Source organism: Rhodopseudomonas palustris, assembly GCF_034479375.1.
GTDB lineage: Bacteria > Pseudomonadota > Alphaproteobacteria > Rhizobiales > Xanthobacteraceae > Rhodopseudomonas > Rhodopseudomonas palustris_M.
The window spans coordinates 3,868,958-3,884,292 of record NZ_CP140155.1; the positions used below are offsets into that span (position 1 = coordinate 3,868,958).

The window sequence follows — 15,335 nt, forward strand, 5'->3', positions numbered from 1 at the left end:
CTGATAAGGCGCCGTGAAGTGGCACAAGCGCGCTAGCCGCGCAAGCCGCGCGGCCGCCGCAGCGCGCCCAGCGCCGCCGCCGGGCGCACCACGCCGAACAGCATCAGCAGCGCCGCATAGACGATCACGCCGCCGGCGATCAGGACGCCGAGCGCGGCGGCCTGGGCCAGCGTCGAAGCCTGTGCGACCAGCGGCAGCACGAAACCGGCCTTCAGCGCCAGCAGCCCGCCCATCGCGCCGGCCGCGAGCACGATCAGCGCGACGCGGCGGCGCGCGGCGGCGTCGATGGTGACGCCGAAACGGCTCAGGCCGCGTCCCAGCAGCAGCGCCGCGTTGCTCCAGGCGCCGAGCGCGATCGCGACGGCGACGCCGCTGGCGCCGAACGTCCGCCCGAGCAGCAGCGCGGCGGCGAGCGCCACCGCCAATGCGAGCAGCGTGGCGAGCAGCGGCGTGCGGGTGTCCTCGCGGGCGAAGAACGCCGCCGACCAGGTTTTCGCCAGCACCTGCGCCGGCAGGCCGAGCGCCAGCAGCGCCAGCGCCTGCGCGGTCGCAGCGGTGTCGGCGGCCGTGAACGCGCCGTGCTCGAACAGCACCCGCACGATCGGCCCGCTCAGCACGATCAGCCCCAGCGTCGCCGGCAGCGCCACGCCGAGCGCGAGCTCCAGCCCGCGCGACGCGGCGTCCGACAATGCCGCACGGTCGTCGCCGCGCACCGCGCGCGCCAGTTCCGGCACCAGCACCGAGCCCATCGCCACGCCGACGATGCCGAGCGGCAGCTCGATCAGCCGGTTGGCGAAATACAGCCACGACACCGCGGCGGGCTGCGACGACGCCACGATCGCGCCGATCACGATCAGGAGCTGCGGCCCGGAATTGGCGATCATGCCGGGGATCGCCTTGGCGAAGAACGCCTGCATCGCGGTGTCGAACGACACCCGCAGCGGCGTCGCGAGGCGCTCGCCGCGGCCGTTGAAGACGAGAACAGAAAGCTGCAGCAGCCCGGCGATGCCGACGGTGGCGGACAGGATCAGCGCGGCGCGGGTCTCGTCGGCGTGCCACAGCAGCAGCGCGCCGGTGACGGTGATCAGCAAAATGTTGAACAGCAGCGGCGAGAAAGCGGTGAGGCCGACTTTGCCCTGGGCGTTGAACAGCCCCATCATCACCGCGACCGGGCCGGCGAAGGCGAGATAAGGCAGCATCAGCCGCGCGTCGCGCACCGCCATCAGCAGCGTCGGATGGCCGAGAAAGCCCGGCGCCAAGAGCGCGATCAACAGCGGCATGAAGACGCCGAGCAGCAGCGCCAGCAGCAGCGTCGCCAGCGCCACGGTGCCGAGCAGCCGGCCGGCAAAGGCGGCGGCCGCGACCGGGCCGTTGTGCTCGCGGACCCGCAGCCAGGCCGGCACCAGCGCCGCATTCAGCGCGCCTTCGGTCAGCAGCCGCCGCGCCACATTGACGAGCTGGAACGCCAGCAGGAACGCGTCCGCCACCGCGCCGGCGCCGAGCAGCGCCGCGACCAGCGCGTCGCGAACGAATCCCAGCAGGCGCGACGACAGCGTTCCGGCGGAAACGGTGAGAATCGGGCGGATCATGCGAGGCTTATAGCCGGATTGCGCGGGCAAGGGCCTGGCGCAGCTCGGTTGAGTGGCTGATTGGTAAAGGGGGTGCGATAGCGGCGTCCTCCCTCCAGCGGGCACAGCCCTCATGGTGAGGAGGCGCCTGGCACTGGATCGGAAACCTGCACGGCCTCGCAGTGGCGCCGTCTCGAACCATGAGCTGACGGAAATGCAGCGTACCCGCGGCCCGTCCTTCGAGACGCCCGGCTTCGCCCTTTCGGGCTTGCCGGCCTCCTCAGGACGAGGATGTGCCGGTGGCTGACACGGTCTCGGAACCGCCCTCGCTTGCCGCATCGCCGCCGAACGTGATAGGTCGGCGCGCCTTTCGCGCGGCCGGCGATGCACCGGCCCCTGCCGCAGAACCGCGGTCCGATTCCCCCTCGCCGCAATGGAAACCAATCTCGATGAGCTCAGCCCAATACGACGTCCTCGCCATCGGCAACGCGCTGTTCGACGTGCTGGTGCGCACCGAGGACGACTTCCTGCTCCGCCACAAGATGACCAAGGGCGGCATGGCGCTGATCGACGAGGCCGGCGCCGCCGCGATCTACGCCGACATGGGGATGGCCACCGAGATCTCCGGCGGCTCCGCCGCCAACACCATCGTCGGGCTGGCGAGCTTCGGCGCGCGCACCGCCTATGTGGGCAAGATCAAGGACGACCAGATCGGCAAGCTCTACGCCCACGACATCCGCGCCGCCGGCGTGGCGTTCGATACCAAGGCGGCGGCGGACGGACCGGCCACCGGCTGCTCCTACATTCTGGTGACGCCCGACGGCGAGCGCACCATGAACACGTTTCTCGGCGCGGCGCAGGACCTGCGGCCGTCCGATATCGACGAGGCGCAGATCGCCGCGGCGGCGATTACTTATCTCGAAGGCTATCTGTGGGATCCGCCGCAGGCCAAGGAAGCGTTCCTGAAAGCCTCGACCATCGCGCATGGCGCCGGCCGCAAGGTGGCGCTGACACTGTCGGACGCCTTCTGCGTCGATCGCTATCGCGGCGAGTTCCTCGAACTGATGCGTAGCAAGACCGTCGACCTGATTTTCGCCAACGAGTCGGAACTGCATTCGCGGTACCAGACCTCGGATTTCGACACCGCGCTGAAGAGCCTCGCGCAGGACGTCACGCTCGGCGTCGTCACCCGCAGCGAGAAGGGCTGCGCGGTGGTCGAGGGCGACGCCGTCACGCTGGTGCCTGCCGCGAAGATCGACCAGCTCGTCGACACCACCGGCGCCGGCGACCTGTTCGCCGCGGGCTTTCTGTTCGGCCTGGTCCGCAACGCCGGCTACGAGAACGCCGGCCGCCTCGGCGCGCTGGCCGCCGCCGAAGTGATCCAGCACATCGGCGCCCGGCCGCTAGTGTCGCTGAAGGAGCTGGCGCAGCAGCACGGGCTGCCGGTGTAAGACACTCCCCGAGTCATTCCGGGGCGCGAACGAAGTTCGCGAACCCGGAATCTCTCTTCGCAACAACCTCTAGATTCCGGGTTCGCGCTGCGCGCGCCCCGGAATGACGATCCTTGTTGTATTGAATCAACAAAACGCAATGCCCTCATCCTGAGGAGCCCCGGCGCCGCTCGCAGAGCGGAGCCGGGCGTCTCGAAGGATGGCCGCGTGTCTGTGGGCCAGCCAGGCGATGCCGCCTCATGGTTCGAGACGGCGCTACGCGCCTCCTCACCATGAGGGACTAGCTCATCACCATGAGGCCATGAGGGACTAACTCCTCACGCCGTCTTCGCCGCGACCAGACCGAGCTTCTCTTCCACCTTCTCGCGCATCACGAATTTCTGGATCTTGCCGGTGACGGTCATCGGGAATTCGTCGACGAATTCGACGTAGCGCGGGATCTTGTTGTGGGCGATCTGGCCCTGGCAGAAGGTGCGGATCTCGTCGGCGGTCAGCGTCTCGCCCGGTCGGACACGGACCCAGGCGCACAGTTCCTCGCCGTAGCGATGATCGGCGACGCCGAAGATCTGGACGTCCTGGATCTTCGGATGGCGATACAGGAATTCCTCGATCTCGCGCGGATACAGGTTCTCGCCGCCGCGGATCACCATGTCCTTGATGCGGCCGACGATGTTGCAGAAGCCTTCGTCGTCGATCACCGCGAGATCGCCGGTGTGCATCCAGCCGGCGGCGTCGAGCACGTCGGCGGTCTTTTCCGCCTCGTCCCAATAGCCGAGCATGATGCTGTAGCCGCGGGTGCAGAGTTCGCCGCGCGCGCCGCGCGGCACGATGCGGCCTTCGAGATCCACCACCTTGACCTCGACATGCGGATGGATGCGGCCCACCGTTGAAACGCGCCGCTCCTCCGGGTCGTCGACCGCGCTCTGGAAGCTGACCGGGCTGGTCTCGGTCATGCCGTAGGCGATCGTCACCTCGCGCATGTTCATCTGATCATTGACGCGGCGCATCACCTCGACCGGGCACGGCGCGCCCGCCATGATGCCGGTGCGAAGCGACGACAGGTCGAATTTTGCGAAGTCCGGATGATCGAGCTCGGCGATGAACATCGTCGGCACACCGTACAGCGCGGTGCATTTCTCGTTCGATGCCGTCTGCAGCGTTGCCAGCGGATCGAACCCCTCGCCGGGATACACCATGGTGGCGCCGCAAGTGACCGAGGCGAGATTGCCCATCACCATGCCGAAGCAGTGATACAAGGGCACCGGAATGCAGATCCGGTCCTGCTCGGTGAGCTTCATCGCGCGGCCGACGAAGTAACCATTGTTGAGGATGTTGTGATGCGTCAGCGTCACGCCCTTGGGCGAGCCGGTAGTGCCGCTGGTGAACTGGATGTTGACGGCGTCGTCGAACTGCAATTCGGAGGCGAGCCGCGCGATCGCCTCGCGGTGGCGGTCGCCGCCCATCGCGGCCACTTCGTCGAACGCGATGGTGCCCGGGCATTTCGGGCCGCCGATCTGGATCACCGCGCGCAACTGCGGCAGCCTGGCCGATTGCAGCGCGCCGGGCTGCGCGCGCGAAAGCTCCGGGATCAGCGTGTTCAGCATCTCCATATAGGCCGAGGTCTTGAACGCGGTGGCGGTGACCAGAGCGGCGCAGCCGACCTTGGCGAGCGCGAATTCGAGTTCGCTGAGCCGATAGGCCGGATTGATGGTGACGAGGATCAGCCCGGCTTTCGCCGCGGCGAATTGCGTCAGCGTCCATTCCGGCCGGTTCATCGACCACACGCCGATCCGCGCGCCGCGCTCCAGCCCGAGCGCCAGAAAGCCCGCCGCCAGCGCATCGACGCGCTGGCCGAACTCGCGCCAGCTCCAGCGCACGTCGTGGCTCGGCGACACCAGCGCCTCGCGATCCGGCCAACGCTGCGCCGCCAGATCGAGCGCCTGTCCGATGGTGATGCCGAGCAGCGGCGCGTCGGAGACGCCGCACACATAGCTGGGAGCTTTATCGGGAGCTTTGTCGATCACGTCCTTGGTTCCCTCGCCGTGCACCGGACCTGATTCGGCCGGCTTGTTTTTGTGGTTCGGATCGATGATCGCGCTGCCGGCGGGACTTGTCGAGCCCCGCCGGCAGCGCTCGAAGACGCGTCAGGCCGCCTTCTGGCCGGCGACAAGTCCCTGATACACGCCGCGCTCGAAGCCGGCGAAGGCCTCGAGGCATTTGCCGTCCGCGAACGGCAGCACCTGCATCAGGATCACGCCGCAGACGTCGCGGGTCGGATCGATCCAGTAATAGGTGTTGGCGAGCCCGGCCCAGGCAAGACTGCCGGGGCTGCGGCCTTCCGGCGTCGCTTCGGTGTTGATCAGGAAGCTCAGGCCCCACTTCTTGTCCATGCCCGGATACAGATCGACGTCGTTGGTGGCGAAGGGGATCGCCGACTCGAGCTTGTTGACGTTGAGGTCGCCGATGTGGTTCTGGCTCATCAGCGCCACGGTCTCGGGCTTCAGCACCTGACCGCCAGCGCCGCGGCCCTTGTTGAGGATCATCTGGGTGAATTTCAGATAGTCCGCCGCGGTGCCGTAGAGCCCGCCGCCGCCCATGTGGAATTCCGGCTCCTGCGCCACCTCGAACGGAATCGGCGACAGCGAGCCGTCCTCGCCGCGCGCATGCACCGCGACCAGCCGCTCACGCTGGGCGTCGCCGATCTTGAATCCGGTGTCGGTCATGCCGAGCGGCGCGAAGATGTGGTCGCGCAAGTAAGCGTCGAGCTTGACGCCGCTCGCGGCCTCGACCGCCTTGCCGGCGAAATCGATGTTGATGCCGTATTCCCAGCGGGTGCCGGGGTCGGACGCCAGCGGCGTCTTCAGCGCCGCTTCCTGACAGCCGATGATGCCGGGGATGCCGTGGCGCTCCATGTACTTCACCATGTCGGCGTTCCACATGTCGTAGCAGAAGCCGGCGGTGTGGGTGAGCAGATGGCGCAGCGTGATCGCCGTCTTCGCCGGCCGCGTCTTCGGCGTGCCGTCGGCGTCGAAGCCGTCCAGCACCAGCGGCGCGGCGAGATCGGGCAGCACCTTGCCGATCGGCTCGTCGAGCGACAGCTTGCCCTGCTCGACCAGTTGCATCGCCGCTGCGGCGGTGATCGCCTTGGTCATCGACGCGATCCAGAACACGCTGTCGGTCGTCATCGGCTGCGGCTTCGACAGATCGCGTTTGCCGAACGCGCCCTGATAGATCACTTCGCTGGAGTTGCCCGCGAGCGCGACCACGCCGGGGATCTCCCCGCGCTCGCACATCTGCCGCAACGACTGATCGATGTTGGCTCCGTCCTGCATTTGATCCTCCCGGTTGTTGTTTCGTTAACGGGCGCATTGTTCCGCCCAAACTCCGGATAGGCAAGACGGCAGATCGACGGAGCGACATATCGCGCGGTCTTGAAGCCCATCGCTGCAGCGCGGTGGCGGCCGCAGACGTGACGGCGATTTGGTGGCCGTTCGACGGCGACGGAACGATCGGCGCGAACCGACGTTCAGAATGCGGAAGCCGTTGGTTGAACCTCGTAGCAATCTCCGGCGTCACAATCCGACAAATACAATGCAGGCCGCGGCCTCGGAGAGTTCGATGATCCCAACCTGGAGTGCGTGGAAGCGCTATCCCCGTGACGGCCGGGGCAATATCGAAGCGCCGGTCTGTCCCGGCGTCTACGAGATCCGCAATGCCGACGACGGTTCGCTGTTCGGCTTCGCTGCGGCCGACAATCTCGCGGTGGCGCTCGGCCAACTGCAGGTGCAGCCGAAACGGCTCGGGGGCTGGTTCGGCCGCCGCACGCCGGCGCCGACGCCGGACCTGGAGTATCGTGTCTGCGCCACAGCGACGCGCGCCGCCGCCCGGACCGCCGCAGAGCATATGATCGAACGGCGGGAGACCTGGTTCAGCCGCGCCGCCTGAGCCTTCTTCGCATTGCGGCGCGAACCGCGCCGCCGCAGTGCTGCAATGACGCCGGGTCCGTGCCAACCGCGCGAGATGCCTCTATACTTCCTCACAGGCCGGGACCCGCTTCGCTCGCAGGCTCCCGCGCGCCGACGTCAAATTTCGAGGAAGACCGATGTCCCCAACCGCCGCCGCCCGCCCGTCCGATGCCGCCTCGTCGCTGCGCGACCGCCTGAAAGACCCGTCACTGCTGCGCGAGCAGTGCTTCATCGACGGCGCCTGGACCGGCGCCGGGTCGATCGCCGTGACCAATCCGGCCAATGGCCAGGAGATAGGGCGGATTCCCGGCCTGACGGCGGACGATGCGACCGCGGCGGTCGAAGCCGCCGAGCGGGCGTTCCCGGCCTGGGCTAAGCTGACGGCGAAGCAGCGCTCCAACATCATGCGCAAATGGTTCGAGCTGATCGTCGCCAATCGCGAGGATCTGGCGCTGATCCTGACCACCGAACAGGGCAAGCCGCTGACCGAGGCGCTCGGCGAGGTCGACATCGGCGCCGCCTATGTCGAATTCTTCGCCGAGGAGGCCCGAAGGGTCTATGGCGAGACCATTCCGACGCAGCGCGCCGACGCGCGGCTGATCGCCATCAAGCAGCCGATCGGCGTCTGCGCGGCGATCACGCCGTGGAACTTCCCGAACTCGATGATCACCCGCAAGGTGTCGCCGGCGCTGGCCGCAGGCTGCACCGTGGTGCTGAAGCCCGCCGAAGAGACGCCGTTCTCGGCGCTGGCGCTCGCCGTGCTGGCCGAGAAGGCCGGCGTGCCGAAAGGCGTGTTCAACATCGTCACCGGCGACGCGCCGCCGATCGGCAAGGTGTTCTGCGAGCATCCCGCTGTGCGCTTCGTCGGCTTCACCGGCTCGACCGAGGTCGGCAAGATCCTGTACCGGCAGTCCGCCGTCGGCGTGAAGAAGCTCGGTCTGGAGCTCGGCGGTAACGCGCCGTTCATCGTGTTCGACGATGCCGATATCGACGCCGCGGTCGAGGGCGCGATGGTGTCGAAATATCGCAACATGGGCCAGACCTGCGTCTGCGCCAACCGGCTCTACGTGCAGGACGGCGTCTACGATGCGTTCGTTGAAAAGCTCGCCGCCAAGGTCAAGGCGATGACGGTCGGCGACGGCACGCAGCAGGGCGTGACGCAGGGCCCGCTGATCAACCAGGCCGCGGTCGAGAAGACCGAAAAGCACATTGCGGACGCGGTGTCGAACGGCGCCCGCGTGATCACCGGCGGCAAGCGCCACGCGCTCGGCGGCACTTTCTTCGAGCCGACCGTGCTGGCGAATGTGCGGCCGGACGCGCTGGTGGCGCATGAAGAGACGTTCGGTCCGCTGGCGCCGGTGTTCCGCTTCAAGACCGAGGACGAAGTCATCAAGCTGGCGAACAACTCGCCGTTCGGGCTGGCGGCGTATTTCTACGCCCGCGACATCGGCCGGGTGTGGCGCGTCGCCGAGGCGCTGGAGAGCGGCATGGTCGGCGTCAATTCCGGACTGATCACCACCGAAGTAGCTCCCTTCGGCGGCGTCAAGGAATCGGGGCTCGGCCGCGAAGGCTCGCATCACGGCATGGACGAATATGTCGAGATCAAATACGTGATGATGGCGGGGATCTGAGGTCACTCGCCACTCGCTCCGCCGTCATCCTGAGGTGCGCGCCCTTGCGCGCCTCGAAGGATGCGCCGCGGATGCCGGGCGCCGGTGGTTGCGGCCATCCTTCGAGGCCCGTTCGCCCGCGCATGCCCGCGGCCGGACGGGCACCTCAGAGCCTGACCGGAAAAGCGGCTAATTAAATCAGGCACTTTCGTTTCAACTCGTCATGCCCGGCCTTGTGCCGGGCATCCACGTCTTGCAGCGGAAGCTGCAAAAAGGGCGTGGATGGCCGGGACAAGCCCGGCCATGACGGAACTAATCGCGAAATGAGCGACCCAAAAGAACGCTTGATTTTGCTGTCCGAATTTTCGGTCAGACTCTCAGGATGACGCCGGGCGTGCGTGGCGCGCACGACCCGATCGGCAATCACTTCGTCATGTCCGGCCTCGCGCCGGGCATCAGCATTCCATCCAACCGCAGGCGTCTCGGGTCGGGCACCTACCGCAACGGCAGGCAGAGGTCGGTGAGCAGCTCCGAGGGCTTGGTGTCCTGCGGGCTGTTGAGATATTTCTCGACGACAGGCCGATCGTCGGCTTCGCGCCCGGACTGCGGCAGCCAGGTGCCGAACAGCCACTGATAAGCGGCCCACATATCCGCATAGGGCCCCTTGTGCCGAAGCACCGCGTAGTCGCCGGAGGCGATCTCGATGCGCTCGACCGGCGGATCGACGACGCCGCCCGGCGCCGCGAGCGCTGCGAGCGAGCGCAGTTGCTCCGGCGGCACCGCCGTCGGATCGTCGAGATAGACCGCGATCATCTCGATCCGTTGCGGCAGCGCGCCGCGAGCGGCCAGTTGCCCGAACAGCGTTTCGAAGGCCTTGCCGATCTCGATATACGGACCGCCGTGCCGGACCGCGAGCGCGGGTATCGCCTCGAATCGCCGGATGTCGATCGACCAGCCGCCTTGCGCAGCGGCCAGTTGCCCCGGCCGGAAATCGGCATGGCTGCCGCTGTCGCGATAGGTCGCCGGCGGCAACCCATAGGCGTCCGCGAAGGCGCGGGTGAACGCCGCCACGCTGGCATACCCCGCCTGCGTCGCGATCTGCGCGATCGGGTCGTCGGTCTGCGCCAGACGGACCGAAGCGCGCTGCAGCCGCAGCCGCCGGGCGGTGCCGACCGCGGTTTCGCCGCGGCAGGCGTGATAGATCCTGTGCCAATGATACGGCGACAGCGACGCGATTTCGGCGATCCTGTCGAAGTCGAGCTCGCCGTCGAGATTGTCGTGGATGTACGACGTCACCCGATCGAGTCGGTCCTGGTAGTTGGTCCATGTCCTGGTCATCGGTCCTCGCAGGCGCAAGTTGCTGTCCCCCATCGATGGCACATGGCGGCTTGATAAATCCTGCGGACCTGTCGGTTCCGGCTGATCCATTGAGCCCGCCCCGCGGGCGTCGGACCCGCGGGTTCGGCCGCCGATCAGTCCGGAAGCCCGTCGACCGGATTGAAGCAGCTCACGCCGAGCGGGCGGAAATGACTGATGTTGGCCGTCAACACGGAGAGCGCATGGGCTCGCGCCGTCGCTGCGATCAGCACATCGGCGAAGCCGGGATGGACGCCGTTCGCGATCGCCTGGTCTTCGATCGCGCCGGCAATCCGCGCGGTCGCCGCATCGATCGGCAGCAGCCGGTCGCCATAGAGGTCGATCAGTTCGCGTAACCATGCGGACAAGGCTTGTGCCCGCGCCGTGCCGCCGGCGCGGGCGAGCTTGCGGCATCCGCGCTCGATCTCGGCCACCGTGATGACCGACAAATGCAGCCGCTCGGCCTCGCCCTGCGCGATCATCCACCGCGCCGTTTGCTCGGCCACCGCCGGCCGGCCCGGCGCAAACGCCGACACGATCGAAGTATCGACCAGGAAGCCGGACGGATCGCTCACAGGTCGATCTCGCGGCCCGGAGACGGATTGCGCTCGATCTCTTCAGGAAGGCCCGGAAAGCCCATCAGGAATTCGCCAAAACCCCTGCGGGCCGGGTAGAGCCGCCGTGCGACATCGACGGGGACCACCACGGCAGCCGCCTTGCCGTGCCGCGTGATGGTCACCGGCTCGCCGGCCTCGGCGGCTTCGACCACCGCCGACAGCGTCGCCTTGGCTTCCCTGAGGTTGATCGTTTTCATCGGCGATCTCCGCATGTAGTCTCTTGTGACTACATAATGAAGAAACACCAAATCTGCAAGGGGTTATGGACCACCCACCGCGCCGGCCTTGGCCCGCCGCGGTCACTGCCGCAGCATGATCAGCGGGTCGGCGCTGTCGGGGGTCTTGCGCCATTGCGCGTTGTCGTCGGCCTCGAACCGCCAGATCTCGCCGGACGGCGCGATCAGCGTCAGCGCGCCGCGCTCCAGCCGCCACATCGTCGGGCCGAAACTCGCGACCGGCGGATCGCAGCGCGGCTTGAGGAAGGCCTCGAAATTGTCCGCCGTCGCCGCCTCGTTGTTGGTCAGCGTCAGGCCGCAGACGACGCGGCCGCTGCCGCGGACCATCGACCAGTCGCCGATCATCTGGTCCATCGATTTGGCGAGCGAACGCGCCGCGACCAGATTCTGCAGGATGTAGACGCCCTCATTGGCGCGCAGGCCTTCGAAGATGCCGCTCTCGACCTCGGTGAAATCGATCACCGGTTCGCCGGCGGCGCTCTGCAGCCGGACAATGTCGAGGCCCTTCACGGTCCAGGATGCGATATCGCTGGTGAAAGGCAGCGCGGCGGCGCAGCCGGGCTCGAGTTCGAGCTTCATGCCAGGCACGCCCCCTTGAAGCCCCCCCTGCTGTCCTTGCGGAGCGGCCTCCGGCTTCAGCGTCACCACGCAGGTCCTGCTGCGCTCGGTGGTCGACAGTTCCCACTGTCCGACCATCGCCTTGGTCAGCGCCGTGGCGTCCTGCGCCGGCGCCGGCGCGGCGCTCAACAGCAACAGCATGGCGGCGGCGACGCAGCGTCTCATCTCAGCGGCCCTTCACCGGGGTTTCGGGAATCGGGGTCAGCGGCGGCTTGCCGTCGAACCACGCCTGGAGATTGTCGACCACGAGCTGGTCCATCGCATTGCGTGTCACCACCGAGGCCGAGCCGATATGCGGCAGCAGGATCACGTTCGGCAGCGCGCGCAACTCTTCCGGCACGTTCGGCTCGTCGACGAACACGTCGAGACCGGCGGCGAGGATCGTGCCCGATTGCAACGCCGCGATCAGCGCCGGCTCGTCGACCACCGAGCCGCGCGCGACGTTGATCAGCACGCCGCGCGGACCGAGCGCGGCCAGCACCTCGGCGTTGATCAGCTTCGATGTCGAGGCGCCGCCGGGGATGATCACGATCAGCGCGTCGACCTCCTTCGCCATCGCGATCAGGTCGGGATAATGCTTGTAGTTCACGCCCGGCGCCGGCTTGCGCGAGTGATACACCACCGGCACCAGCGAGGCGTCGAGCCGCCGCGCGATGGCTTGCCCGATCCGGCCCATGCCGACGATGCCGACGGTGCGGTCGCGCAGCGAGCCTTTGCTGAGCGGATAGGGCTGCGTCGCCCACAGCCCGGAGCGGACATGCGCATCGGCGCGGACGAATTCGCGCAACGTGGCGATCAAGAGGCCGAGCGCGGTGTCGGCGACTTCCTCGGTGAGCACGTCGGGCGTGTTGGTGACGACGACGCCGTGCTGCGCCGCCCAGCCGGAATCGATGTGGTCGTAGCCGACGCCGAACGAGGCGATGATCTCGAGCGTCGGGTAGCGCGCCAGCATCGCCGCCTGGGTCGGCACCAGGCCGGTGACCGCGACGCCGCGAATCCTGGCCCGAACGTCGTCGCCGAGGCGGTCGAGATCGGCCGGCTGCTCGCATCGGTGCAGGACATAGCGCTGCGGAAAGCCCTCGTTCACCACTGGCTTGTTCGGCCCGTAGATCAGCAGATCGATGGCGTCCGCCGAGCCCGTTTCCCCCGCCATTATTGTTCCTTTCCGAGCGCGCTTTCGTGCCAGCGCCGCAGCAGCAGATGCGACAGCAGCGCGAGCAGCCCATAGATGACAATGCCCGCCGCGGAGAGCAACAGCAAGGCGGCGAACATGCGGGGAATGTTGAGCCGGTAGCCGGATTCGGCGATCCTGTAGGCGAGGCCGGAGCCGGCGCCGGCGGAGCCCGCCGCGATCTCGGCCACCACCGCGCCGATCAGCGACAGCCCGCCGGCGATGCGCAGGCCGCCGAGGATGTAGGGCAGCGCCGCCGGCAGCTTCAGCCGCAGCAGCGTCTGCCAGCGCGACGCGCCGTACAGCCGGAACAGCCCGGCGAGATTGCGGTCGACCGAGTTGAGCCCGAGCGTGGTGTTGGCCAGCACCGGAAAGAACGCGACGATGAAGGCGCAGGCCACGACGGCGGTGTCCTGCGGCAGATAGATCAGCAGCAGCGGCGCGATCGCGATCACCGGCGTCACCTGCAGCACCACCGCATAGGGAAACAGCGAGTACTCCACCCAGCGCGACTGGTTGAACAGCAGCGCCAGCGCGATGCCGCCGATCGCCGCGGCGAGAAAGCCCTGCAGCGTGGTGACCAGCGTCGCCAGCAGCGAGGCCGACAGCACCGGCCAATCGGCCACCAGCGTCTGCGCCACCAGCCCCGGACCCGGCAGGATATAGGGCGGGATCTGATTGAGCCGGACGACGAGGTCCCACGCCGCGACGCCGGCGGCCAGCACCACGACCGGCAGCAGCACGCGTAGCAGGCTCGCCGCGCCGAGGCGCGCGGGCTGCAATTCGATCGGCTCGGATTCGCTCATGCGCGCACCTTTGCGGTGCCGGTTTCCGCCAGCGCGCGCGAGACCTCGCGGCATTGCGCGGCGTAGTCCGCCGAGGTGCGGAATTCCGCGTCGCGCGGCTCGGGCGCAGCGATCCGGAATTCCGCCGCGATCGTTCCCGGCCGCGGCGACATCACCACGACGCGCTGCGACAGATACACCGACTCGAACACCGAATGCGTCACGAACAGCACGGTCTTGCCGAGTTCGCGCCACAGCGCCAGCAGATCGTCATTGAGCCGGAAGCGGGTGATCTCGTCGAGCGCGGCGAACGGCTCGTCCATCAGCAGGATGTCCGGATCGGTGACCAGCGCGCGCGCCAGCGACGCCCGCATCTTCATGCCGCCGGAGAGTTCGCGCGGATAGGCCTCGGCGAAGTCCGACAGATCGACCCGCGCCAACGCCGCGTCGACGCGGCGGGCGATCTCGGCGGACGGCGCGTGCGCGAGCTGCAGCGGCAGGCCGACATTGCCGCGGACGCTGGTCCACGGCATCAGCGTCGGCTCCTGAAACACGAAGCCGATCGAATGCCCGTTTCGCGGCTGCGACGCCACCTCGATGCGGCCGGAGGACGGCACGGCCAGTCCGGCGATCAGCCGCAGCGCGGTCGACTTGCCGCAGCCGGACGGCCCGAGCAGCGAGACGAATTCGCCGCGGCCGACGGCGAGATCGATCGGCCCGAGCGCCGGCACGCCGTTGCGATAGATCTTGGTCACCGCGCGCAGGCGGATCGCCTGACCTGCCGCCGGGCCGTCGAGATCGCGCGAGGAGGACACCGCCATCGCGCCGGCGCTATTTGTTCGGCCGCAGATCGACGCCGACGCCCTTGTTGGTGAATTGCAGCGTATAGGCCTGGCGGAAATCCAGATCGCGCTTGACCACGCCGGCGCGCGACATCTTGTCGAAGAAGCTGGCGTAGCGCGCGTCGCTCATCGCGCCGATGCCGTTCTTCACCGCGTCGCCGGAATCGACGATGCCGTGTTCCTTCATCTTCTCGACCGAATAGGCCAGCATCTCGTCGGTCATCTCCGGATTGAGCGACTTGATCATCGTGTTGCCCGCCGAGTTGTCGCCGTAGAGGTAGTTGTACCAGCCGATCATCGAGGCGTCGACGAAGCGCTGGATCATCTCCGGGTTCTTGTCGATCAGGTCGCGGCGCGTCTCGATCAGCGTCGAATAGCCGTCGAGGCCGTAATCGGCGAGCAGCAGGACGTTCGGCTTGAATTTCGCCTTCTGCTCGATCACGAACGGCTCGGAGGTGACGTAGCCCTGCATCGCCGAGTTGCGGTCGATGATGAAGGGCTGCGGATTCGACGTGTAGGGCTTCACCTTGGCTTCGCTGAAGCCGTATTCGGATTTCAGCCACTGGAAGTAGCTGGCGATGCCCTCCTTGGAGACGAACAGCGTCAGCCGCTTGAGGTCGTCGAGCTTCTCGACCTTGGATTCCGGATGGGTCAGGAACACCTGCGGGTCGCGCTGGAAGATGGCGGCGATCGCCACCACCGGGACATTGCTGGCGACCGCGTCGAACGATTGCAGCGTATTGGCGGTCATGAAGAAATCGAGCTTGCCGGCGAGCAGCAGCGCGCGGTTGTTGACGTTGGGTCCGCCCGGCACGATCGTCACGTCCAGCCCGTAGGCCTTGTAGGTGCCGTCGGCGACCGCCTGGAAGAAACCGCCGTGCTCGCCCTCGGCGACCCAGTTGGTGCCGAACGAGACCTTGTCGAAGCCGCCCTCCGGAACCTTGCGCACCGGCTGCAGCTTCGGCGGCGGAGGCTTCTTCGGCGGCGGCGGCGGGGCGGGCTTTTCGACCGGCTTGGCCGGAGCCGGCGGCGGCGAGGCCAGGGCCGGAAACGCCAGCGACGCTGCCACGACGGCCCCGGTTAACGCTCGCAGCAGGAAGGCGGGGGTCATGATTG

14 protein-coding genes are annotated in these 15,335 nt (G+C 67.6%); 3 read left to right on the forward strand and 11 right to left on the reverse strand.

Annotated elements, in window-relative coordinates:
* Positions 1 to 32 precede the first annotated feature (32 nt).
* On the reverse strand, positions 33 to 1,589 hold the full coding sequence (gene murJ, locus SR870_RS17430; RefSeq protein WP_322514799.1) for a murein biosynthesis integral membrane protein MurJ: 1,557 nt from the start codon (positions 1,587 to 1,589) through the stop codon (positions 33 to 35).
* Between the two features lie 428 nt (positions 1,590 to 2,017).
* On the opposite strand from murJ, the gene SR870_RS17435 reads away from it, so the two are divergent.
* Complete coding sequence (locus SR870_RS17435) at positions 2,018 to 3,019, forward strand: adenosine kinase (protein WP_322514800.1); 1,002 nt, start codon at positions 2,018 to 2,020, stop codon at positions 3,017 to 3,019.
* 317 nt (positions 3,020 to 3,336) lie between these two features.
* Here the strand turns inward: SR870_RS17435 and SR870_RS17440 are convergent, their stop codons facing one another.
* Positions 3,337 to 5,043, reverse strand: a complete 1,707-nt coding sequence (locus SR870_RS17440; protein ID WP_322514801.1) for an AMP-binding protein — start codon at positions 5,041 to 5,043, stop codon at positions 3,337 to 3,339.
* Between the two features lie 120 nt (positions 5,044 to 5,163).
* Complete coding sequence (locus tag SR870_RS17445; RefSeq protein WP_322514802.1) at positions 5,164 to 6,351, reverse strand: serine hydrolase domain-containing protein; 1,188 nt, start codon at positions 6,349 to 6,351, stop codon at positions 5,164 to 5,166.
* A 286-nt stretch (positions 6,352 to 6,637) separates the two neighbouring features.
* Between SR870_RS17445 and SR870_RS17450 the strand changes: the two genes are divergently transcribed.
* Together SR870_RS17450 and SR870_RS17455 are read left to right on the forward strand one after the other, a co-directional pair.
* Complete coding sequence (locus SR870_RS17450; protein WP_322514803.1) at positions 6,638 to 6,964, forward strand: hypothetical protein; 327 nt, start codon at positions 6,638 to 6,640, stop codon at positions 6,962 to 6,964.
* A 157-nt stretch (positions 6,965 to 7,121) separates the two neighbouring features.
* A complete protein-coding gene (locus SR870_RS17455) occupies positions 7,122 to 8,615 on the forward strand; it encodes an NAD-dependent succinate-semialdehyde dehydrogenase (protein ID WP_322514804.1) in 1,494 nt (497 codons plus the stop codon).
* 474 nt (positions 8,616 to 9,089) lie between these two features.
* Here the strand turns inward: SR870_RS17455 and SR870_RS17460 are convergent, their stop codons facing one another.
* From SR870_RS17460 to SR870_RS17495, 8 genes are all read right to left on the reverse strand, one after another.
* Positions 9,090 to 9,932, reverse strand: a complete 843-nt coding sequence (locus SR870_RS17460) for an AraC family transcriptional regulator (RefSeq protein WP_322514805.1) — start codon at positions 9,930 to 9,932, stop codon at positions 9,090 to 9,092.
* 134 nt (positions 9,933 to 10,066) lie between these two features.
* Complete coding sequence (locus tag SR870_RS17465) at positions 10,067 to 10,525, reverse strand: type II toxin-antitoxin system VapC family toxin (protein ID WP_322514806.1); 459 nt, start codon at positions 10,523 to 10,525, stop codon at positions 10,067 to 10,069.
* Positions 10,522 to 10,764, reverse strand: a complete 243-nt coding sequence (locus tag SR870_RS17470; RefSeq protein ID WP_322514807.1) for a type II toxin-antitoxin system Phd/YefM family antitoxin — start codon at positions 10,762 to 10,764, stop codon at positions 10,522 to 10,524. Before SR870_RS17470 ends, SR870_RS17465 begins: the two co-directional genes overlap by 4 nt.
* A gap of 102 nt (positions 10,765 to 10,866) precedes the next feature.
* Entirely contained in the window at positions 10,867 to 11,586 is a 720-nt protein-coding gene (locus tag SR870_RS17475) for an AprI/Inh family metalloprotease inhibitor (protein WP_322514808.1), read from the reverse strand.
* A 1-nt stretch (position 11,587) separates the two neighbouring features.
* Positions 11,588 to 12,574: a 2-hydroxyacid dehydrogenase gene (locus tag SR870_RS17480; protein ID WP_322514809.1), complete on the reverse strand. Its 987-nt coding sequence runs from the start codon at positions 12,572 to 12,574 to the stop codon at positions 11,588 to 11,590.
* Positions 12,574 to 13,398, reverse strand: coding sequence for an ABC transporter permease (locus SR870_RS17485; RefSeq protein ID WP_322514810.1), 825 nt, complete (start codon positions 13,396 to 13,398; stop codon positions 12,574 to 12,576). Before SR870_RS17485 ends, SR870_RS17480 begins: the two co-directional genes overlap by 1 nt.
* The gene (locus SR870_RS17490) at positions 13,395 to 14,198 is read right to left on the reverse strand and encodes an ABC transporter ATP-binding protein (protein WP_322514811.1); all 804 of its coding nucleotides are present in this window, start codon (positions 14,196 to 14,198) and stop codon (positions 13,395 to 13,397) included. The genes SR870_RS17485 and SR870_RS17490 overlap by 4 nt, the downstream gene beginning before the upstream one ends.
* 10 nt (positions 14,199 to 14,208) lie before the next feature.
* Positions 14,209 to 15,330: an ABC transporter substrate-binding protein gene (locus SR870_RS17495; protein WP_322514812.1), complete on the reverse strand. Its 1,122-nt coding sequence runs from the start codon at positions 15,328 to 15,330 to the stop codon at positions 14,209 to 14,211.
* Positions 15,331 to 15,335 lie beyond the last annotated feature (5 nt).

What these genes read in the sequence shown, in the direction of transcription:
- murJ (WP_322514799.1), bottom strand. Translation starts at nt 1,589, where the DNA reads ATGATCCGCCCGATTCTCACCGTTTCCGCCGGAACGCTGTCGTCGCGC.
- SR870_RS17435 (WP_322514800.1), top strand. Translation starts at nt 2,018, where the DNA reads ATGAGCTCAGCCCAATACGACGTCCTCGCCATCGGCAACGCGCTGTTC.
- SR870_RS17445 (WP_322514802.1), bottom strand. Translation starts at nt 6,351, where the DNA reads ATGCAGGACGGAGCCAACATCGATCAGTCGTTGCGGCAGATGTGCGAG.
- SR870_RS17450 (WP_322514803.1), top strand. Translation starts at nt 6,638, where the DNA reads ATGATCCCAACCTGGAGTGCGTGGAAGCGCTATCCCCGTGACGGCCGG.
- SR870_RS17455 (WP_322514804.1), top strand. Translation starts at nt 7,122, where the DNA reads ATGTCCCCAACCGCCGCCGCCCGCCCGTCCGATGCCGCCTCGTCGCTG.
- SR870_RS17460 (WP_322514805.1), bottom strand. Translation starts at nt 9,932, where the DNA reads ATGACCAGGACATGGACCAACTACCAGGACCGACTCGATCGGGTGACG.
- SR870_RS17470 (WP_322514807.1), bottom strand. Translation starts at nt 10,764, where the DNA reads ATGAAAACGATCAACCTCAGGGAAGCCAAGGCGACGCTGTCGGCGGTG.
- SR870_RS17475 (WP_322514808.1), bottom strand. Translation starts at nt 11,586, where the DNA reads ATGAGACGCTGCGTCGCCGCCGCCATGCTGTTGCTGTTGAGCGCCGCG.
- SR870_RS17480 (WP_322514809.1), bottom strand. Translation starts at nt 12,574, where the DNA reads ATGGCGGGGGAAACGGGCTCGGCGGACGCCATCGATCTGCTGATCTAC.
- SR870_RS17485 (WP_322514810.1), bottom strand. Translation starts at nt 13,398, where the DNA reads ATGAGCGAATCCGAGCCGATCGAATTGCAGCCCGCGCGCCTCGGCGCG.
- SR870_RS17490 (WP_322514811.1), bottom strand. Translation starts at nt 14,198, where the DNA reads ATGGCGGTGTCCTCCTCGCGCGATCTCGACGGCCCGGCGGCAGGTCAG.
- SR870_RS17495 (WP_322514812.1), bottom strand. Translation starts at nt 15,330, where the DNA reads ATGACCCCCGCCTTCCTGCTGCGAGCGTTAACCGGGGCCGTCGTGGCA.